This window comes from Arthrobacter sp. SAFR-179 (genome assembly GCF_059414945.1).
The window spans coordinates 382,505-402,803 of record NZ_JBPFDM010000002.1 but is presented as its reverse complement, the minus strand read 5'-3'; the positions used below and the strand labels follow the sequence as shown (position 1 = coordinate 402,803).

The 20,299-nt window shown below is 66.1% G+C and carries 18 protein-coding genes; 6 read left to right on the top strand and 12 right to left on the bottom strand.

All coding sequences use genetic code 11. From position 1 onward, the window contains the following. Nucleotides 1–17 precede the first annotated feature (17 nt). A complete protein-coding gene (locus tag ACR65K_RS06225) occupies nt 18–1,475 on the top strand; it encodes a DUF5129 domain-containing protein (protein ID WP_440151802.1) in 1,458 nt (485 codons plus the stop codon). Between the two features lie 70 nt (nt 1,476–1,545). Here the strand turns inward: ACR65K_RS06225 and ACR65K_RS06220 are convergent, their stop codons facing one another. The 5 genes from ACR65K_RS06220 to ACR65K_RS06200 form a co-directional block, all read right to left on the bottom strand. Further along, nucleotides 1,546–2,712 (bottom strand): ABC transporter permease, encoded by a 1,167-nt coding sequence (locus ACR65K_RS06220; protein WP_440151800.1) that lies wholly within the window; start codon nt 2,710–2,712, stop codon nt 1,546–1,548. Further along, nucleotides 2,709–3,881: an ABC transporter permease gene (locus ACR65K_RS06215; protein ID WP_440151799.1), complete on the bottom strand. Its 1,173-nt coding sequence runs from the start codon at nt 3,879–3,881 to the stop codon at nt 2,709–2,711. Before ACR65K_RS06215 ends, ACR65K_RS06220 begins: the two co-directional genes overlap by 4 nt. A gap of 1 nt (nt 3,882) precedes the next feature. Then, on the bottom strand, nt 3,883–4,845 hold the full coding sequence (locus ACR65K_RS06210) for an ABC transporter ATP-binding protein (protein WP_440151798.1): 963 nt from the start codon (nt 4,843–4,845) through the stop codon (nt 3,883–3,885). A gap of 11 nt (nt 4,846–4,856) precedes the next feature. Further along, the gene (locus ACR65K_RS06205) at nt 4,857–5,129 is read right to left on the bottom strand and encodes a YegP family protein (RefSeq protein WP_440151797.1); all 273 of its coding nucleotides are present in this window, start codon (nt 5,127–5,129) and stop codon (nt 4,857–4,859) included. 175 nt (nt 5,130–5,304) lie between these two features. Then, on the bottom strand, nt 5,305–6,090 hold the full coding sequence (locus ACR65K_RS06200; protein ID WP_440151795.1) for a DUF4386 family protein: 786 nt from the start codon (nt 6,088–6,090) through the stop codon (nt 5,305–5,307). Between the two features lie 149 nt (nt 6,091–6,239). Here ACR65K_RS06200 and ACR65K_RS06195 point away from each other — a divergent pair, with 149 nt between their 5' ends. Beyond that, nucleotides 6,240–6,596: a hypothetical protein gene (locus tag ACR65K_RS06195; protein WP_440151793.1), complete on the top strand. Its 357-nt coding sequence runs from the start codon at nt 6,240–6,242 to the stop codon at nt 6,594–6,596. Nucleotides 6,597–6,625: 29 nt separating this feature from the next. Here ACR65K_RS06195 and ACR65K_RS06190 read toward each other — a convergent pair whose 3' ends face one another. The 3 genes from ACR65K_RS06190 to ACR65K_RS06180 all read right to left on the bottom strand — a co-directional run bounded on the left by ACR65K_RS06190 (nt 6,626) and on the right by ACR65K_RS06180 (nt 7,991). Then, the gene (locus tag ACR65K_RS06190) at nt 6,626–7,096 is read right to left on the bottom strand and encodes a GyrI-like domain-containing protein (RefSeq protein ID WP_440151792.1); all 471 of its coding nucleotides are present in this window, start codon (nt 7,094–7,096) and stop codon (nt 6,626–6,628) included. 64 nt (nt 7,097–7,160) lie between these two features. Then, nucleotides 7,161–7,523: a DUF5655 domain-containing protein gene (locus tag ACR65K_RS06185; protein ID WP_440151791.1), complete on the bottom strand. Its 363-nt coding sequence runs from the start codon at nt 7,521–7,523 to the stop codon at nt 7,161–7,163. A 15-nt stretch (nt 7,524–7,538) separates the two neighbouring features. Beyond that, a complete protein-coding gene (locus tag ACR65K_RS06180; protein ID WP_440151789.1) occupies nt 7,539–7,991 on the bottom strand; it encodes a flavodoxin family protein in 453 nt (150 codons plus the stop codon). 214 nt (nt 7,992–8,205) lie between these two features. Between ACR65K_RS06180 and ACR65K_RS06175 the strand changes: the two genes are divergently transcribed. The 4 genes from ACR65K_RS06175 (at nt 8,206) to ppsA (ending at nt 15,769) form a co-directional block, all read left to right on the top strand. Beyond that, complete coding sequence (locus ACR65K_RS06175; protein WP_440151787.1) at nt 8,206–10,215, top strand: heavy metal translocating P-type ATPase; 2,010 nt, start codon at nt 8,206–8,208, stop codon at nt 10,213–10,215. Between the two features lie 63 nt (nt 10,216–10,278). Next, nucleotides 10,279–10,740 (top strand): universal stress protein, encoded by a 462-nt coding sequence (locus ACR65K_RS06170; protein WP_056336874.1) that lies wholly within the window; start codon nt 10,279–10,281, stop codon nt 10,738–10,740. Next, entirely contained in the window at nt 10,737–13,292 is a 2,556-nt protein-coding gene (locus ACR65K_RS06165) for a cation-translocating P-type ATPase (protein WP_440151785.1), read from the top strand. The genes ACR65K_RS06170 and ACR65K_RS06165 overlap by 4 nt, the downstream gene beginning before the upstream one ends. A gap of 47 nt (nt 13,293–13,339) precedes the next feature. Then, nucleotides 13,340–15,769 (top strand): phosphoenolpyruvate synthase, encoded by a 2,430-nt coding sequence (ppsA, locus tag ACR65K_RS06160; RefSeq protein ID WP_440151784.1) that lies wholly within the window; start codon nt 13,340–13,342, stop codon nt 15,767–15,769. A gap of 50 nt (nt 15,770–15,819) precedes the next feature. Here ppsA and ACR65K_RS06155 read toward each other — a convergent pair whose 3' ends face one another. From ACR65K_RS06155 to ACR65K_RS06140, 4 genes are all read right to left on the bottom strand, one after another. Then, complete coding sequence (locus tag ACR65K_RS06155) at nt 15,820–16,242, bottom strand: Hsp20/alpha crystallin family protein (RefSeq protein ID WP_440151783.1); 423 nt, start codon at nt 16,240–16,242, stop codon at nt 15,820–15,822. 13 nt (nt 16,243–16,255) lie between these two features. Beyond that, complete coding sequence (locus ACR65K_RS06150) at nt 16,256–18,775, bottom strand: HAD-IC family P-type ATPase (RefSeq protein ID WP_082566819.1); 2,520 nt, start codon at nt 18,773–18,775, stop codon at nt 16,256–16,258. 22 nt (nt 18,776–18,797) lie between these two features. Beyond that, on the bottom strand, nt 18,798–19,664 hold the full coding sequence (locus ACR65K_RS06145; protein ID WP_056336438.1) for a universal stress protein: 867 nt from the start codon (nt 19,662–19,664) through the stop codon (nt 18,798–18,800). Between the two features lie 63 nt (nt 19,665–19,727). Continuing rightward, entirely contained in the window at nt 19,728–20,186 is a 459-nt protein-coding gene (locus ACR65K_RS06140) for a pyridoxamine 5'-phosphate oxidase family protein (protein WP_056336441.1), read from the bottom strand. Nucleotides 20,187–20,299: the final 113 nt, after the last annotated feature.

Here is a 20,299-nt window from a genome sequence, read left to right as displayed (position 1 = left end):
AGGAAGCGGGGAGGGATATGGGCACCATGGTGGGCCGGATAGCCGTGATCATGCTTGCCCTGGCTGCCACCCTGCTGGGGGCTGCGGCCCCAAGCGTTGCCACGGCCCCGGCAGCCGTCGTCGTGGAAGACACAGCCGGTGTACTGGACCGGAACACGCTGGTTCCCGCGATCGAGAAGATCCAGTTCTACGAGCCCACGCGCGTTGCCGTCTTTACGTACAACGGAAAGCCTGAGGACAACCTCAATGAAGAGGTCCTGAAGTTCGCCCGTGACAGGCACCCTGAGTGGATCAGCGCGGATGGACAGAAATGGGCAGATGGGCTGTTCATTTTCGCGCTCGACCCGGTGGGACGCCACGTGGGCACCTACATGGGCGAGGACCGGAAAGTGTCGCTTGAACAGCGCAGCGACATCCAGGACGCCTCGAAGGACCTGTTCCGCGACGCGCAATGGACCGACGGCACGGTGGCCGGAATCCGCCGTGCCGCCGAGCTCATCAACCAGCCTTGGTACAGGTCTGCCGCCTTCCTGATCACGGCATGGATCACCGGGGGCCTTGCGGCCCTGGGCGCGGCGGCATGGCTGATTGTCCGGGCCGTGACCAGGACGTCCTGCCGTAAGCAGATCGAACGCGGTGACCGGAGCTACTCCAACGTCAGCATGGACCTGGACGTCACGGAACTGAATGCCGGCACCATCCCCGAATCATCCCGATACGGCAGCCGCGTCCTGGAGAAACACCGCACCTTCCTGAGCCGCTATGCAGCCGCAACGGAGCTCTCCAACCAGGTGCACGCGCTGGGCAAACGGGCGCTCAGCCGGCGGAAGAACCTCAAGCTCGCCCGCCAGTTCGCGGATGCCGCAGCAGAGCTGGATGCCCTGGATGACGTCATCGCCGACAGCAACGCCCTGCTCAACCGCGCCGACACCTGGCCTACCGCCTGGGACCGGCAGCTCGCCCCGTTCCGCAAGGACCTGGCGGGGCTTGAGCAACTCCTGGCAAAACGCCACGGGGAGGGGGATTCGGCCACCGCCACGGCGCTTCGTTCCTTCCGAGACGGGAGCCTCCGGGACATCGAAAGGTGGACGGCGGAACTGGCCGACGGGAGTATCAGCCCGGAAAAGGCCCTGGACCGGCTCTATGAGACACGCATCCGGCTCTCGGAGCTGTTGGAGAACCATGCCGAAACCGTCATCCAGGGCTTCGCAAAAAATGAGCGCGAGGCCCGCCTGATGCGCGAGCACATGGAGACGGCACACGGGGGCCTGGACCACCACAGGCAACGGACCTACGAACCCAGCATCCTGGGCACGGTGTATCCGTCATACAACTTTTTCTCCGTGGCCACGTTCAGCTCCGGCTTCAATACCGGGGTCAGCAGCGTCAACTCCGCAAGGGGCGGCGGCAGCACCACGGGGTACGGAAGCAGTGGCGGCAGTTTCTCGGGCTCCGGCAGTTCGTCCAGCTTCTAGCCGCAATTCCACCACCGGTGCAGGCACAGCGCTGGCCGCCTGCAGCCCTTCGGGTTTCGTTAGCGCCGGTTCAGAGCGCGCGTCCAAGACTGCGGCGCAACAGGAATGACCCCAGAACCAGCAAAGCCGCGGCCATCGCTGCCAGAACGCCCAACTGCGGCAGGATGTCCGTCAGCGTGCCGCCGTGCCGCTGCACTTCGGCGAAAGCGTCATAGGCCCAGCGGTGCGGCGTCAGGAGGGATACCTGTTGAAGCGCTCCGGAAAAGAACTCCGGAGGCACCATGGACCCGCCCAGGCCGGCCAGCACCAAACCGAGTCCTACCCCCACCCCGGAGGCTGCCGCGTCATTGTCCAGGACGGAGCCGATGACCATTGCCGCCGCAGCGGAAACCGCGCAGAACACAGCGAGGATGACGCCGGCGAGCACGGGGTTTCCCCACTCCACGCCGAACAACAGCGCTGTCCCGGCCATGATGTAGACCCCCTGCACGGCCGCGATTCCGAACCGTCCCAGTGCCTGGCCGCCAACTGCCTGCCAGCTGGCTACGGGCGCGGCCATGACCCGGGCAATGACGCCCAGGCGCCTGGCTTTGATGAGGGTGGTAGCCCCTGTAAGCGAGCTCAGGAAGACGAACAGCAGGAGCTGCTGGACGGCGCCGAGATCGAACTTGCCCAGGCCCCGGAATTCCTGCGTGACATCATTCGTATCCACCAGTTCCATGGTGGGCCGTTTCACCGATTCGCTTGCCTGCTCCAGTACGGCGACCGCTTCCGCGGCACCGATGCCCGCTCCTTCCAGAAGCTTGCGCTGCCGCTGCTCCGTGCTGACCGCCTGGACAGAACCGCGCACTTCCTGCAGGACTGCCTGCGCCGAGGACTGTGATGCCGCCACAGCCTCGATCCGGGCCGGACGCCCAGCGGAGAAATCGGCAGCGTCAGCATCCGCCAGGAAGATCCCGACGTCGATCCTTCCGCGGCTCAACTGGTCCCGTACCGTTGCCTCGCCTGCCGTTGCCACCTCCAGGCCGTCTGCCTGCAGCTGCTGGACCAGGGCCTTCGCCAGCCCGCTGCCGCCGTCACCGGCCAGTCCCACCCGTGCCTGGCCGCTGTTGGCCCCGAACTGCGAGCCGAGCAACAGGATCAGCAGCAGCGGGAAGATGAACACGAAAAAGATGTTCGACCGGTCCCGCAGGAAGCGGCGGACTTCCACCAGCGCAATTCCCGCCAGGCTTTTCATCCGCGGGAACCCCGGTCCGGTACCAGGCGTGAGGCGAGTGCTGCCACGGCGGCGAAACCCAGCATTATTACCAGGGGGACGGCGACGTCAGCCACGCCGCCGCCACCGCCGGATATCCCCAGGCCCCGGATGAACGCGGCCACGGGATTCAGATCCATGAGGCTGGCCAGGAAACCCGAGGTTTGGATGGGAAAAAAGGCCCCGCCGGCGATGCCGAGGACCATGCCCAGGATGGACTGTGCAATGTTGGCCTGCTCCGCGGTCCGGACAAGCCGCGCCACAATGAAGGTAAGACTGGTGGCTGCCGCGGCGACGGCAAGGACGAGGAGTGCCACAACGGCAGGCGAACCGAAGGAGACCCCGAACAGCAGGCTGCCGACACCCAGCAGCACCGCTGTTGCCGCCACGCCCAGGATGAATCCCACCAGCGCTTTCGCCGTGACGATGCTCCCGCGCGTCACCGGGGCAGATTGCAGCCTGGCAAGTGTTCCCCCTTCCCGCTCGGCCAGCAGTCCCAAAACTCCGAAACCGACAGTGAACAGCAGGAAAAGCCCGGCCTGGCCGGCTACCAGACTGCCCTTCAGCGAGAGCTGCCCTGATGCTGCCTGCCCTTCAGAAAGGCTGAGGGCAGGGGTGCCGGAAGCGGTTTGACGGGCAAGGTCGCCGAGCACCTGGTGGGCGAGCCCGGCACGCTCGCCTGCCGTCGCCGTGACGGTTCCGGCCGAAAACTGCTCTAGGAGGCCGTCAACGACCGAAACCAGCACGTTCGTCTCCATGCGGGCAGCATCGCCTTGCACCACCTGCACGGCAACTGGACGGCCGGCCGTCACCGCCGTCGTAAAATCCGCCGGCAGCACGATGCCCAGATCCGCGCCGGAATCCTTCGTCTCCCGGCTGACGTCACCGGCAGGAACTGTCCTGATGGTCACCTCCATGACGGGAAGCGTGTCGAGGGTTTCCAGCAAGGCGGAGCCCAGCTGTCCGCCGTCGCCGGAATTTGCGACGACGACAGCCGGCTTCAGCTCCACGCTGTCAGTTCCGAAGCTGCCGAAGGAAAGATTCAGCACCCCCATCAGGGCCAACGGGACGATGAGGGAAAAGATGAACACCGACTTGTCCCGGATCCGCAGCCGCAGGTCGTTGGCAACCATGGTCCAGAGGCCGCGCATGTCAGTCCCGGAGCGCTTTGCCGGTCAGGTGCAGGAACACCGATTCGAGGTCGGGGCGCACAATTTCGACGGCGGTCAGGGCCATTCCCGCTGAACCGGCCCTTTCCACGATGGGGGCAAGCAGGCCGGGTCCGTTGTGGACGGTCAGGATGATGCCGGATGACCCGGCATCCACTTTCTGCACACCGGGGAGCAAGCGGAGCGCTGCGGACGCAGAAGCAACATCACCGCTGCCCCGCAGGTCTATGCGGTCCACCCCTCCGGTCAGCTCCACCAACTCGTTCCTGGTGCCCTCTGCCTGGATCCGGCCCACATCGATGATCGCGATCCGGTCACAAAGGCGTTCGGCTTCTTCCATGTAGTGGGTGGTGTAGAGAACGGCCATTCCTTCGGTGGCGAGGACCTCCACCGATTCGAGGATGGAATTGCGTGACTGGGGGTCCACGCCGACAGTGGGTTCATCCAGGATCAGAAGGGTGGGACGGTGAAGGAGGCCGATGCCGATGTTCAGCCGGCGTTTCATCCCGCCGGAGAATTTCCTGGTTTGCTCACCCGCCCGGTCCGCCAGACCGATGAGCTCCAGGACCTCCGAGGTGCGCAACTTCAGCTCCTGCCCGCCCATGCCCTGCAGCTTGCCGAAGAACCGAAGGTTCTCTTTCGCCGTGAGATCGGGGTAGATCGCCAGCTCCTGAGGGACCAGGCCGAAGTGCCGCCTGGCGCGGATACTCGAGGGTGCCATCACTTCACCCGCGATGCGGATAGATCCGGCATCGGCTGGAATCAGGCCTGCAACCATGGAGATGATCGTGGTTTTGCCGGCACCATTCGGACCCAGCAGCCCGTAAGTCTCCCCGGAACGGATCTGGAAGGAGACGTCCTCCACGACGGTGCGGTTGCCGTATTTCTTTACGAGCCCTTCGGCGCCAAGGACCTCCGCCCTCTGGATCTGCAGGCCCGTTGTCACGGCGCCCGGGCCTAAGCGGCGCCGAGGGAGTTCAGCCTGCGAACCCCGCGCCGGACGGTGTGGCGGGGGTGCGGAACAGCGACTATTGCCCGGCTGGGCGACGGCGAAACCACATCCCGGATCAGCCCGGTTCCCGCGCATTCCCGCACCTCTTCGATGGCCGCGGCCGCCGCCCGTTTGTCAGTGAATTGTCCGGAGACCGCCAGTACGTGCCCATCCGGCATCACCAGCCGGAACCGGATCTGTGAATCTTCATCGACAAACAGTTCGAACGTACCTGCCATAAGCCTTGCTCTCCTCTAGCTCCCGCGCCCCCGTTGATGAGGCTGCATGCCGGCCGACATTGGCCCCGGCAACCCGGATGCACAACCCCAGCGTGGTGCTTCCGGCCTGGACCACCATCTCAAATGACCAGCGGGCTTTTTAGGGACCAAAGACCTTGAACGCCGGCACCGGGCTTCAGGTTGGCACGCGGGACAGCCGGATAAGTGCGATTCCTGTGGCGATGAACCACACCCACAGCAGGATGCCGTAGCCCCAATAAAACTCGGGTGCAGCGTGCCGGAGGACCTCGCTGACCACACCCAAAGCTCCCGTGCCCGCACCGAGCCAGCCCAGGTACCGCGGGAAGATTGCCGCGCTTCCGTTGAGCATCGCCAATCCCATCAGGAGGATTCCGAGGGCAGAGAGGGCGCCGACGATGGCAGGAGTGTTGTTCTCCGCAATGATGGCCTCAGCGGCGGTGGCGTAGGCCCTGCGTTCTTCATCCGACCCGGCCGCCGTGAATCGGTCGCTGAGGTACACCAGGTTCAGTGAACCCCGGCTGCTGACCGGTACGGCAAGCAGGAGTGCCCAGGGCAGGGCACCGAAAACAAGCGCAATCAGGGGAAGGCTCTTCTGACCGGCCGACAGAGCGACGAAAAGTGCTGCGAAAACAAGGACCGGAAGGATGTTGGGAAGGATCCACAGGACCTGCTCGGCCACGTAGACCTGCTTGTTGGCGGCGATGAACTCCAAGGTGGCGGCTCCGCCGTGCACGGGCGGGGGAGCCATGAAGTCGAGTACCAGGGCAGCTATCAGCAGGAGCACAAACAGGATCGACGACGCGCCGGCGGCCAGATACAGGAGCTGCCAGCCGTGCCGGTCCCCGGTGTCCGCCGCAGTACCGTCGGCCGGCGGACGATGCCGGGCGCCCGGATGCCGGCCGGTCACGGGGAATGCCTTGTCATGGCTGGACTCTGCCATCCACCTGCCGGGTGGGGTAGTGCCTTTGGACCCGGTCAGAAGCACAGCCACCCCCCAGCGCACCCAGTGACCAAGGGCCCTGTTCCATCGAGCCGATCCTTGGAAGACTGCGGGACCTAACCCATGATCACGTTTCCCTGGAGGACGACATGTCCGCAGATGCCCCGCAGCCAGCCCACCCCGGGTGTGAAGAGCGGCTCCGCGTAGAGCTGGAGGACGCCGCGTCCCGGAAGTGGTGGGCGCGCATCCTCTACACGCTCGGCTCACAGTACGGACGCACGCAGCTGCGCTTCGTGGGCAGGACGGAGGAGGGCCACCGCCTTTACACCAGCGATACGTTTCCCGGACCACCGCTGAACAAGACACCACCGCAAGAGGCCTGGGCTCCCGGCCTGGAAGCAAGCCTGGGCCAGCTCCGCCAGGAAATTGCACGCGATGGATGGTCTGAAACCAGCCACGGCACCCAGCCGTGGGACCTCACCTTCAGCCGTCGCAACGGCTCATAGCCCTCCGGCTCCTCAGGCTTGGGCCATCCTCAGGCGACCGGCCAGACCACCCTGGTCTGCCATGTCGCCGGATCGGGTTGTGCTTCCGGATCCGTCACGTAGTACTCCCACATGGTCTCCGAGGGTGCGGCGCCGTCAGCCTTTATGTGCTCAAGAATGGCATCGTAGGTGGTGCCCAGGGTGTCATAAGGGCCGGTATGGATGGCTTCGACTGCGTCGGTATCGGGAAGCATTCCGCTGGCCACTTCCGCGGTTCCCTGGAAATTTCCGGCCACGGGAAATCCTGCTTCAACATCCACTGTCTGGTCCGGCATTCCGTGGTACAGCGCGAACGGCGGGCCTGCCGGACTGGCGCCCTGCGTCTGGACCGCGGCCATGACTGTGCCAAAGGCGCGGCCAAAGAAGCTTGTCAGTTCGTTCATGGGGACGCGTTCGCGGACCACGGCGACTGGTTGCGCGGTGAGGTGGATCCTCCGCGGCTGCCGGCCCTGTTCATTCATGGGATCAGCTTTGCCCTCAACGCAGCGGTATGACAGGGCCATAGGACTCTAGGGCAAGGAGTGGTCAGCCCGCGGCGTCATACGCTTCCTGCATCCAGCGGCGGACCTCGGCATCAAGCTGGGAGCTGTCTGTGAGCTCCAGGTGATGCATCCAGGTTCCGGCCGCGGGATGGACGGTTTGCTTGAACCGCGGCGACTCCACGTTCCGGGGCAGCGCGAGGGACAGGACCAGCGGAACCGCTGATTTCACGTACACCCCCGGCCGCCAAAGGTAAGCGTAGCCGCGGCGCGGGCGAAAGGAGATTTGGCTCTTGCTGACCCGCACGTCGTGCGGACCCAGTTCCGCGGCCACCTGCTCCACCGCCCGGTAAAGGCTTAGGGCCGACGGTGCGCCGTCGAAGAACCGCTCCACCGTCCACTGCTGCAAGGTTGACGGCCCTGCCTATTCATTGCCGCTGCCAAGCGAGGCCGCAAGACCGGCGGCCCACGCTGCTGCCCGCTCTGCCTCGCCGTCGATGAGGGGGCCTTCACTGCCTTTGACGTAAAAGGCCATGGGCTCGCCAATGATGCCGGCACCTGCGGCCGCGAGGGCCTTGGCTATTTTCCTGGCGGCATCGCCATGGATGAACATTTTCACCCTGGTATCAAAGGCGGCGGCCTTCACCCCGGTCAGCCCGCGGCGACCGAGCTCTGCCAGCGCCTCAGTGATCCGGGCGGTGGGCTTCCAGCCGTTGATGGGACTGCCGACGACGAGCAGGTCACCGGGGTGCAGGGCGCCTGGGTCGAAACCGCCCACCGGAACCGCGGCCGCGCCGCGCCCCAGACCGGATGCCACCGACTCCGCAATTGTCTTGGTGTTCCCATACGCGGTGTCGTAGAGGACAACTGCTTTCATGTGAAACTCCCGGTCTGTGTTCGGCGGCATGCTGCCCTCAACCATGCTCCTGGTCCGGCTGCCGCGGCAGGGTCAAAAGTCACGGCAGGTCCAAAGGTCCGTGGATCGACTTTGCCAGGAGGGGTTGGGGCCAAATGCCCTAGCCCGGCTGCCGGAGCCCGGGTAGGTTCGGCTTTATGTGCGATCACCGCCAAATACTTCCCGGGGGGCCTTGATGAGGAACCCGGCCGCCCTGCCCGCGGCAACCAGGGGGAGTCCCGGCAGCCTCGACGACGGGGCATCCCCCACGTCGCCGGCACGAAAGGCATGGGGTTTTCTCAGGCGCTATCCCGTCGTCGCACTGACCTGCCTCGTCCTCCTCGCCACGCTGGTGCTGCTCCAGGCCGGCCTGGACCTGCAGGTCCGCGTCCTCGCTTCCGCGTACGCCGCGGTCATCGTGGTGGCGCGTGCGCCTGGCATGGTCCGGTCCCTGCGGGAGGGACGCTGGGGGATCGACCTCCTGGCTCTAACGGCGATTGCCAGCACGGTGGCGGTGGGTGAATATCTCGCCGCGCTGGTGGTGATCCTGATGCTGACCGGCGGCGAGGCATTGGAAGATTTTGCCCAGGGACGCGCCGCACGCGAACTGCGTTCCCTGCTGGACAGGGCACCCCGGTTCGCTCACCGGGAAGGGGCGGGCGCAATACTCGAAGACATCCCCATCGGGGAGGTAGCACCGGGGGACATCCTGGTGGTCCGCCCGTCCGAGCTGGTACCCGTTGACGGCCAACTGCTGTCCGATTCAGCCACCCTGGATGAGTCATCGCTGACGGGTGAGAGCCTGCCGGTTGAGCGCAGCAAGGGGGAACAATTGCTCAGCGGTGCGGTCAACGGTGAGGCCGCCGTCCGCATGCGCGCCGGGGCCGCCGCGGCCGATTCCCAGTACAGCCGTATCATCGCCCTGGTGGAGGAGGCCTCCAACAGCCGGGCGCCGGTAGTCCGGCTCGCTGACCGTTACGCAGTTCCCTTCACCCTCCTTGCCCTGGCCATGGCCGGGACCGCCTGGTTCCTCTCAGGTGAGCCGCTCCGCTTTGCCCAGGTCCTGGTGGTAGCCACGCCCTGCCCGCTCCTGATCGCTGCCCCCGTGGCGTTCCTCGCCGGCACCAGCCAGGCAGCCCATAAGGGGATCATCATCAAGAACACAGGCACCCTCGAGCAGCTTGCGAAGGCCAGGACGGCGGTCTTTGACAAGACTGGAACCCTCACATCGGGGCGGCCCGTCCTGGACGGCATCCAAGTGGCACCAGGCCGGGGCGGCACCCTGGGCAGCCAACGGATCCTGCAGTTGGCCGCCTCCGCGGAGCAGTACTCCTCGCATGTGCTGGCGGCCTCCGTGATCGAAGCGGCAGACTCGGCCGGCCTGGGACTCCTCCCGGTACAGCAGGCGACGGAAAGCGCCACGCACGGGGTGGAAGCTGTCTGCGACGGCCAGCAGGTGGTGGTGGGAAAAGCCGGCCTGGTCCGCAGTTCGTCCACCGGGTTCCGGGAAGCAGCAGTCCGGAGCGGCCAACTGGCGGTTTATGTGGCGGTGAACGGCGAGTACGCCGGGGCGCTGATCATGAAGGATCCACTGCGCCGCAATGCCGTGGATACCCTTGACCTGCTGCGCGGCCTCGGCGTGCGGAACACCATGCTGCTCACCGGGGATGCCCGCGCTACGGCGGTACATATCGCCGAGGAAGCGGGGATCGGGCACGTCCAGGCTGACTGCCTTCCCGAGGACAAGGTCAATACAGTTGCCGGGATCCGGGAACGGCCGGTACTGATGGTGGGGGACGGCGTGAATGACGCCCCCGTCCTGGCCGCGGCGGATGTGGGAATCGCCATGGGCGCCAAGGGGGCCACCGCGGCCAGCGAATCCGCGGACGTGGTGGTCATGCTTGACGACCTTTCCAAAGTGGCCCAGGCCGTGGCCATTGGAAAGCGGACCGTGGCGGTTGCGCTGGTGAGTATCTGGACCGGGATAGGACTCAGCGTGGTGTTGATGGCCATCGCCATGACCGGATACATTCCCGCCGTCGCTGGAGCCCTCCTGCAGGAACTGGTGGACCTGGCCACCATATTGAACGGCCTGAGGGCGCTGCGCGGTGCTGAGCCCAAGAGCGGTGCTGACCTGAAAAGCCGTACTGACCTGAACAGCGGTGCCGCCCTGCAGAGCCGTCCCGATCCGAAACGTACGGGCTAAGCCGGCGGCCGGCATGACTTTTGGCCCTTCCGGCCTCAGCCGCCAGCCGGGATCGTGGTGTCCATGAACGCAGAAACAGGGGCCAAACCAGTCATCGTGGGCGTGGATGGTTCAGAATATTCCTCCGCAGCCCTCCGCTACGCCGGCACCCTGGCAGCCCGCCTGGGCACCCGGCTTGAAGTCATCTCCTGCATCGGGATGCCGGACTACCTGGTCATGTCCCGCCTGGAAGGGGCGGACCGGCAGTTCACTGCGAGGCTTGAAGACGCCGCCGGCCGCCTGGTGGAGGACGCGCTGGGCCGGGCATTCTCCGGAGAACGGCCGGAAAACATCGACGTTACCGTCAAGTTCGGACCACCGGCGAAAGTGCTGGTGGAGGAGAGCGGGCGGGGGCAGATGCTGGTGGTCGGACGGCACGGAGAAGGTGGCTTGCTGAAGTCCTCCATGGGCTCGGTCAGCAAGGCATGCGCGGCCCACTCGAAATGCCCTGTGCTCCTGGTGGGGCAGGAGGCGGACGCTGTGTGAGGACTGCGGAGGGCCTGAGCTCTGAACGGGCCGCGCAGCTCCTGAAGCAGGCAGGGCCCAACCAGCTTCCCCCGGAAAAAACCGTCCCGCAATGGCGGAAGCTCTGGGGGGAGATGACGCACTTCTTCGCCCTCATGCTGTGGTGCGCCGCCGCTCTGGCCTTCATCGCGGACATGCCTCAACTGGCGGTGGCGATCATCGTCGTCGTCATTGTCAACGGGGTGTTCGCACACATCCAGCAGGAACGCGCCCAGCATGCCGCCGCGAGGCTGCGCAGCCTGCTGCCCGCGGACGTGGTGGTGCGGCGGGACGGGAAGGTGCGCAAGGTCCATGCCAGCGAGCTGGTGGTCGGAGACGTGGTGCTGCTCGCATCCGGCGACCGTGTGCCTGCAGACATGGATCTGCTGTCGGCGTCCGCCTGCGACGTGGACGAATCCATGCTCACGGGCGAAAGCGAGCCCGTGCCCAAAGCCGCAGGCGACCCTGTATGGGGCGGAACCTTCCTGGTCAACGGCTACGGAGAGGCCGCCGTGTCCGCCACCGGTGCCGGGACAAGGCTGGCCGGGATCGCCGCCCTGACCAGCGGAGCTGTTCCACCTCCCACACCGCTGTCCTTGGAACTGCGGCGGATTGTCCGCGTCACCGCAGGCATGGCGCTGGGCATAGCAGCGGTCTTCTTTCTGGCATCGCTGCTGGTGGGCTTTCAGTGGCGTGATTCCTTCCTGTTCTCCATTGGCGTTGCCGTGGCGCTGGTTCCGGAAGGGCTCCTGCCCACGGTCACGCTGTCCCTGGCGATGGGCGCCCAACGCATGGCATCCCGCAATGGGCTGGTCCGCAACCTCGAGGCAGTGGAAACGCTGGGCTCAACCACCTTCATCTGCACCGACAAAACAGGGACCCTGACTCAGAACCGGATGAACGCCGTCGAGGTCTTCACCACCGAAGGGACAGTCCAGGTATCAGGCCAGGGGTATGACCCGGACGCGCTCATCGAGGGCCCGGGCGTGGACAGGGCGGCCCAGGCGGCGCTCGCAGCCCGTACCGCTTCACAGGGCAGGACCGAACTGCACAACGGTCAGTGGCATGCCCAGGGGGACCCGATGGAAGCAGCCATGGACGCCTTGGCCCGCCGGCTGACGGGCACCGGACCAGGGCCTTCCCCGTCGCGCCGCTTGCCGTTCGACCCCGTCCGGCGCCGGGAGTCCGCCCTCGTAGGTCCTGAACTATTCTGCAAAGGCGCCCCCGAAACGGTCCTCCCGCTGTGTGAGTCCGTCCCGGGAGCGGTCAAGGAGCAGGTGGAGATCATGGCGACACGGGGCCTGCGTGTTATTGCCGTGGCACGGCGGAGCCTTGAAGGAGCACCCGGTGGATGGGACACCAGCCCGGCAGCCGAACTTGAAACCGGGATGGAGCTCCTGGGCCTGATCGGATTGCAGGACCCGCCCCGGCCGGACGTGGCCGAGGTGATCCGCACCGCCCGGCAGGCCGGCCTGAAAGTCGCCATGATCACGGGGGACCACCCGGCTACGGCGGCGGCGATCGCCCGCCAGATCGGTCTGGCAGTCACGCCCGAATATGTACTTGAAGGCGCTGAGCTTCCGGAGGACGAGCAAATACTCGGCGCACTCCTGGACCGTGACGGAATGGTGGTCAGCCGGGTCTCACCTGAGCAAAAGCTTCGCGTCGCCCGCGCCCTGCAGGCCCGCGGCCATGTGGTGGCCATGACCGGGGACGGCGTCAACGACGGCCCTGCCCTTCGCGAGGCTGACATCGGCGTGGCCATGGGGTTGAGCGGGACCGACGTGGCCCGGGAAGCCGCGGACCTGGTCCTCCTCGATGACCACTTCGGCACCATCGTGGCGGCCATTGAACAAGGCAGGGCCACCTACGCCAACATCCACCGGTTCCTCACCTACCACCTCACCGACAACGTGGCGGAACTGACGCCCTTCGTGATTTGGGCGCTTTCCGGCGGCCAGTTTCCGCTCGCCCTGGGCGTCCTGCAAATCCTCGCCCTGGACATCGGCACCGACCTGCTGCCGGCGCTGGCCCTCGGCGCCGAGCCGCCCGGCAGGCACGTCCTGGCCCGTCCGCCCGAACGCCGGCACCTGATGGACCGGCGGCTGGTCATTCGGGTCTTCTGCATCCTGGGGCCTGTAGAGGCAGCCGTGGAGATGACCGTGTTCTCGGCGGTCCTGGCCGATGGGGGCTGGACGCGGGGAGAGGTTCCCGAAACAGGGCTCCTGATGGCTGCCTCCGGTGCCGCATTCACCGCCGTGGTCCTGGGACAGCTCGCCAACGCGTTCGCGTGCCGGAGCGCCACCCTGCCGCCCTGGTCGCTGGGCTGGGGCACGAACACGTTGCTGGTGTGGGCTGTTCCGGCTGAACTGGCCGTCCTGGCGGTGTGCCTGTTCGTGCCTTATCTCGCCTCATTGCTGGGCCAGGCACCGCCGACCCCACTGGGCCTGTTTCTCGCGCTGCTCGCTGCTCCCGCCGTCCTGCTTGCGGACTGGATCCACAAATCGGTCCGCGGCCGGCTGCGGCTCGGCTAGGACCAAAGACTCTGCCTGCCCCGGTGGGCGGAGGCCAGAATCGAGCCATGAGTGCCGCCGCTGAAATCTCCCCTACAGACATCAACGTCAAGTGGATCCAGGACACGGGGATCGCGGACATCCCCTCGGTGGGAGGAAAGAACGCTTCCCTGGGGGAGCTGAGCCGTGCACTGCAATCGGCAGGGGTCAGAGTTCCTGAAGGATTCGCCACGACGGCCGCTGCCTACCGCGCATTTGTTGCCGCCAATGACCTTGAAGCGCGGATCAGGAAGCACATCGCGGAACAGCGCGCCGGGACCCTGACGCTGCGCCAGGCGGGGGCAGCGATCCGTGAACTGTTCCTGCAGGCCGCGTTCCCGGAAAGCATCGCCGCTGACATCCAGGAACACTACCGGGCACTGTGCCACCGTGCCGGACAGGCCGAGGTTGCCGTCGCGGTGCGCAGCAGCGCCACGGCCGAGGACCTGCCCGATGCCAGTTTCGCGGGGCAGCAGGAAACCTTCCTGAATGTGGCCGGCGCGCGCGCGGTCCTTGAGGCGTGCCGGCGCTGTTACGCCTCCCTGTATACGGACCGCGCCATCAGCTACCGCGAAATGAAGGGCTACGACCACCTGGACGTTGCCCTGTCCGTCGGGGTGCAGCGGATGGTCCGCTCGGATATGGGCGCGTCAGGGGTGATGTTCTCGATTGACACCGAGTCCGGCTTTCCCGGCGTGGTGGTCATCAGCGCCGCGTGGGGGCTGGGTGAAACCGTGGTCCAGGGAACCATAAACCCGGACAAATACCAGGTGTTCAAGCCGCTCCTGGCAGACCAGCGCTTCAGCCCCGTCATTGAACGCCAGCTTGGGGCCAAGGAACGCAAAATGGTGTACAGCCACGGCGGAGATGCCAGGACCCGGACCGTTGAGACCACGGACCGTGAGCAGCGCTCGCTGGTGCTGGAGGACCGCGAGGTGGTCCTGCTGGCCCGCTGGGCCGTGGCCGTGGAGGACCATTACGGGCGGCCAATGGATATGGAGTGGGCCAAGGACGGGGTAACTAACGAACTCTTTATGGTGCAGGCAAGGCCGGAGACAGTGCAGGCCCGGCGGAGCGCCACCACCTTCCGCACCTACCACTTGGCGCAGCCTGGGCGGGTTCTGGTCGCTGGTGCCGCCATCGGTGACTCCATAGCCCGGGGCCGGGCGTGCGTGGTCCGGGATGCCAAGGACATTGAATCCTTCGTTGACGGCTCCGTGCTGGTCACCCGGATGACGGACCCGGACTGGGTGCCCATCATGAAGCGGGCTGCAGGCATCATCACCGACCACGGCGGCCCTACCAGCCACGCGGCCATTGTCAGCCGGGAACTGGGCGTGCCCGCGGTCGTGGGCACGCGCAACGCCACCGAGGTCCTGCCCGACGGCGGCCAGGTCACCTTGTCCTGCGCGGAAGGCGAGGAGGGGCGCGTCTATGAAGGGCTGCTGGAGTTCACCGTGGAAGACGTGGACATGCACGCCCTGCCGGCCACCCGCACCGACGTGATGATCAACATCGCCAGCCCGGCCGCGGCGTTCAAGTGGTGGCGGCTCCCCGCGGCCGGGGTTGGCCTGGCCCGGATGGAGTTCATCATCAACAACCTGATCCGCATCCACCCCATGGCCCTGGTTCATCCCGAAAGGGTGGCGGACCCGGAGGAGGCGGCACTCATCCGGCAGCTCACCAGCGGCTACCAGGACCCGCAGGAGTACTTCGTCGACGTGCTGGCCACAGGGATCGCCAAGATCGCCGCCCCGTTCCACCCCAAGCCGGTGATTGTCCGGCTCAGCGACTTCAAGAGCAACGAGTACAGCCACCTGGTGGGCGGCAGCGCCTTCGAGCGTCCTGAGGAAAACCCAATGCTGGGCTTCCGCGGCGCTTCACGGTACTACAGCAGCCACTACCGGGAAGGATTCGCGCTGGAGTGCAAAGCCCTCAAACGCGTACGTGAGCAGGCGGGATTCGGAAACGTGATTGTCATGGTCCCCTTCTGCCGCACCGTACGGGAAGCGGACCAGGTCATCCAGGCGATGGAAGAGCACGGACTGGTCCGCGGCCAGGAAGGACTGCAGCTCTACATGATGTGCGAGATCCCTTCCAACGTGGTCCTGGCCGGGGAGTTCGCCAAACGCTTTGACGGGTTCTCCATCGGTTCCAATGACCTCACCCAGCTGGTGCTGGGGGTGGACCGCGACTCGGAGGAACTTGCAGGTTTGTTCGACGAACGGGACCCCGCGGTGAAGTCCATGATTGCCGAGGCCATCACCAAGGCCCATGCTGCCGGCATCAAAATCGGCATCTGCGGACAGGGGCCCAGCAACCACCCGGACCTCGCGGAGTTCCTGGTGGGCCAGGGGATCGATTCGGTGTCGCTGAATCCGGACACCTACGTGCGGACGCTTCCGGTTATCGCGGCAGCGGAAGCAGCCTTGGCCGCAGCCCTGGCCAAGGGGCAATAGAGCGCCTGGCCCTCACAGGGCCAGGCGCCGGCGTCGTACTTTAAATGTTCTCAGCTCCTGGTGACCGGGATCTTGGAGGGCCCGGTGCCCTGTCCCTGCTCCGGAATCGGGGCACGCACTTCAAGGACGCCGTCCTTGTATGAAGCCGTGACGTCGTCCTGCTGCACTCCGCTGGGGAGGGGAATCCGCCGGACGAAGGAACCGTAGCGGAACTCGGACCGGTAGCCGTCCTTGTCTTTGTGCTCCTTCTTTTCCTGCCGCTCGCCCTTGATGGTCAGGACGCCGTCCGTGACCGTCACGTCCACGTCCTTTTCCGGGTCGACGCCGGGCAGCTCAGCCCGCACCACGAGGGTGTTGCCGTCCACCATCTCTTCAACCCGGATGGCGGAGGACCCCATGTCACCTTCGAAAAGCCGTTCGATGACATCCATGGGGGAGCGGCGGTTATCAAACCATTTCATCAGGTCAGTCATTGTTGCCTCCTGCTCAGGTGGAAGCCGGACCTTCGCGTCGCCCGGCAATTCCACCATCCCCTTCCCATGGATCCGGTTCCAGAGGCAAAGGTCCCAGCCCGGTTTCGCCGGCGGGCGCCGGTGGCCTGCGGGTCAGGCGGCCCACCAGTTCGATGGCCCCGCACCCGGCCATGGCAATTGCAACCGACACAGCAAGCAGGCCGGTGGGCGGCCACTCCACCCGGAAAAACTCCTGTGTCAAGGGAACGGTGAACAACAGGACCAGTCCCGCGTACATCCCGGCAAGGATCAACACCTTGACCCGGTTGAGGGGACGTGACGCCATCACCAGGATCCACGCTGCCACCAGGCCCAGGGTCATGGTGGCCGCAGACTGCGCGGACTGAAGGCTGTGCCCGCCCCACAGCTGCCCATAGGCGCTGACCGCCAGGACGCACACCGCCGTGCAGATGCCGGCCGGGACCGCGAAGGCCAGGGAACGCCGCAGGAACCCGGGGGCATAACGCTGGCCGCCGGGCTGCAGGGCCAGGAAAAACGCCGGCAGGCCGATGGTCAGTCCGTCCAGGGCGGAGAGCTGGCGCGGCAGGAACGGAAAGGCCAGCAACAGGATGCCGGTGACCACCGAGATGACCGTGGCATAGACAGTCTTGCTCAGGAAGACCAGGGAGACGCGTTCAATGTTGCTGATGGCCCGGCGTCCCTCGTCCACCACCGCCGGGAGCCGTTCGAAGCGCCCGTCAAGGAGGACCAGGCGCGCCACGGCCTTGGTGGCAGGTGATGCCGAGTCCATGGCGATGCCCAGGTCCGCCTCCTTGAGCGCCAGGACATCGTTCACTCCGTCCCCGGTCATGGCCACGGTGTGCCCCCGCCGCTTCAGCGCCTGGATCAGGTCCCGCTTTTGGGAGGGCGTCACACTTCCAAAGAGGCTGTGGGCCTCCACCGTTTCTTCCAGCAGGACGGGATCATGGGGAAGCGTCCTGCTGTCATAGGCAATTCCGCCGCCAAAGCCCACCTCCCGGGCAAGGGCTGTTACGGTCCGGGGATCGTCGCCGGAAATGATCTTGACGGTGACCCCTTGCTGGCGGAAGTAGTCGAGCGTGGCGGCGGCGTCGCTGCGAATGCTCTCGCGGAAGGTCAGCAGCAGGACCGGCACCAGCCCGGGAGGCAGCCCTGCCTCCGCGGCGTCCGGCGGCATTGGTGCCGGCAGGTGCGCCAGGACCAGCGTCCGGAGGCCGCTGGAGGCGAGGGCTGCTGCCCTTTCGTGTGCCTCAGCACAGCCGGGGGAGCCGGCTACGGAATCGGGGGCTCCGAGGATCCACGAACCGGAAGCGGCGGACTGCGGCGCGAAGGTCACCGAACTCCACTTCCGCGCGGAGGAAAACGGGACTGACCCATCCTCCCCGGGAGGCTCCTGCACGGGGAAGGCCGCCCCGATCGCCGCGGCGGTACTGCTGGCATCCGCGTGGGCGCCAAACCATTCCAGCGCCTGCCGCCACCCGGCCGTGCGGGCGGTCCCGGCGTCGTGGATGGCATCGAACACGATGGCGCCGGAGGACAGGGTGCCGGTCTTGTCCAGGCAGAGGACGTCGACCCGTGCCAGTACTTCCACGGCGGCGAGCTCCTGGATCAGGACCTTCCGGCGGGCAAGGCGGAGGCCGCCCACGGCAAAAGCCACGCTGGTCATCAGCAGCAGGCCGAGCGGAATCATCGCCATGATGCCCGCCACGGATCCCACGACGGCTGGTATCCACCGTCCCGATCCCATGGCTCCGGCCCACCCGCCCTGGTCCTGCATCTGCGCGTTCGTGAGCAGCAGGGCTGTGGGCAGCAGCAGCCAGGTGATCACGGTGAACACCCTTTCGAGCCCCCTGCGGATTTCCGATGTGACCAGGGAGAAGCGCCGCGCCTCGGCTGCCAGCCGGTATGCGAAGGTCTCCGGCCCTACCCGGAGCACTTTGGCCCGGCCGTTGCCTGCGAGGATCAGCGACCCAGACAGCAGCACCGCGCCGCCCTGTTTGGGGACAGGCTCGGATTCGCCCGTCAGCAGGGACTCATCAACCTCAAGCCCGCCTCCGCCGAGCAGCACCAGGTCCGCCATGACCTGGTCTCCGGCATTGAGCACAACCAGGTCCTCGGGAACCAGGTCCTCCGAGGAGATGACCTCCCTGGCCCCGTTCCTGATCACGGTGTTCCTGGCTGCCTGCAAGATGGACAGCCGGTCAAGGGAACGCTTGGCCCGGTACTCCTGGACGATCCCGATCAGTGAATTGCTGACAGCGGACAGGCCGAAAAGCGCGTCACGCCACTGGCCAAGGACCAGCAGCAGGATGAAGCAGCCTCCCACCACGCCGTTGAAGAGCGTGAACACGTTCGCCTGGACAATTTCGCCGACGCTCCTGCTGGTGGCCGTCGGGACGCTGTTGATGCGTCCCGCGGCCGTCCGCTCGCGCACTTCGGCGGTGGAGAGCCCGTTCCGGGCATGGCTGATGTCCGTGCCCGGAACCGATGCTCCATTCTCCCCGGTTATTGACATCCCGCCAGGCAGCCTGCCCCGGTCAGTCCTGGTGCTGCTGCTTGTGCAGGCGGGTGACGACGGTGGGGCACGGCGGCTGGGTCAGGACCGCATGTGCCGTGGACCCCAGGACGAACCTTTCAAAGCCACCCTTTCCGCGGCTGCCCAGGACCAGCAGCCGCGAACCCGCGGCGGCGCGGATCAGGGCGTCCGCCGGCTCCAGGACGGTTTCCATCACGGTGTTGACCGCAAGATCCGGGTAGTCCTGGCGGAGGCCCGCCTCGGTTTCGGACAGCACAATCTGCTCTTCCTCCATTACATGGGTGGCAAAGCTGCTCTGCGGGAGGCCGGCCGCGATCCACCGGCTGGGGCCGGTGAAGGCGTACAGGACGGCGAGTTCCTCACCGAGCGCGTCAGCTTCGGCGGCCGCAAAGGCCACCGCCTGTGTCGATTCCCGTGATCCATCCACGCCCACCACGACGCCCCGGCCCGGCTCCTGGCCGTCCCCAATGACCGCCACCGGGCACTCTGCGGTGGCTGCTGCCTGGAGTGCCCGGTCCGTCAGCGCACCCCGCGCGTGGCCGCTGGTGCCAAGGACAAGCATGGAGGCGTTCCTGGAATAGTCACCCAGCGCCGCACCAACGCCTCCTTCGAGCAGTTGGAGGGTAACCTGCAGGCCCGGTTCAGCCGCGGTGGCCTTTTCGCCGGCCTCCTTCAACAGGGCCAGTCCTGATTCACGAAGGATCTCGAGGTAGGGCAGGACTTCGGCTGCCATCCAGCGGTCGTCAACGACGTTCACGACGGCGAGGGGACACTTGAGCCTGTTGGCCCGGGCGGCTGCCCACAACAGGGCGGCGTCGGACGCAGACGTATCAGTGATGCCGACGGCGATTGGCTTGGCAGGTGCCATGGGAATCCATCCTTTGGAGTGCTTGGAAAGGGTCGGGGTTGGTGCCGGTTTTGGGGCGTTGGCCTAACCGGCGGCGGGCTCCCTGGGCGGCCACCAATGGGTGGGGGCCGCAATCACGAACTTCCGGCCGCTGATTTCCTCCGGCGTAATCCGCAGCAGGACGTTCTTCTGGCCCGGCTGCCAGGGGGACAGGCCCGCCTCCATTGCGTCCCGTGTTTCCTCTTCATCGGACACCACCAGCGCATGCCCCTTGAGGATGACGCTCCAGGCGATAGTGCCGTACTGGTTCATCCCGTCGGCCTCAACCGTTACGGCTTTCCGGTCCGTCAGGGAGGCAAGCTTTGTGCCCTCGCCGGTACGGATGAGCAGGGTGCCGTTGCTGGGAACGAAATTCACGGGGTAGTTTTCCACGGCGTCCCCATCGGTGAAGGCGATCCTGCAGATGGACGTGGACCGGAGGTACTTCCAGCAATCGTGGACGCCGAGTTCCTTGATTTCCGGTTCTGCCGCTGCTGTGTTCATGGCCGTAGCCTAGGGCCGGGAATTGCTCCCCGGTAGGGAAGAAGGTCCCGCGGGCTGTTGACGGGGGCTTCTACAATGAACCCAGGACATGTCTTCATGCTCATGTGAAGGCG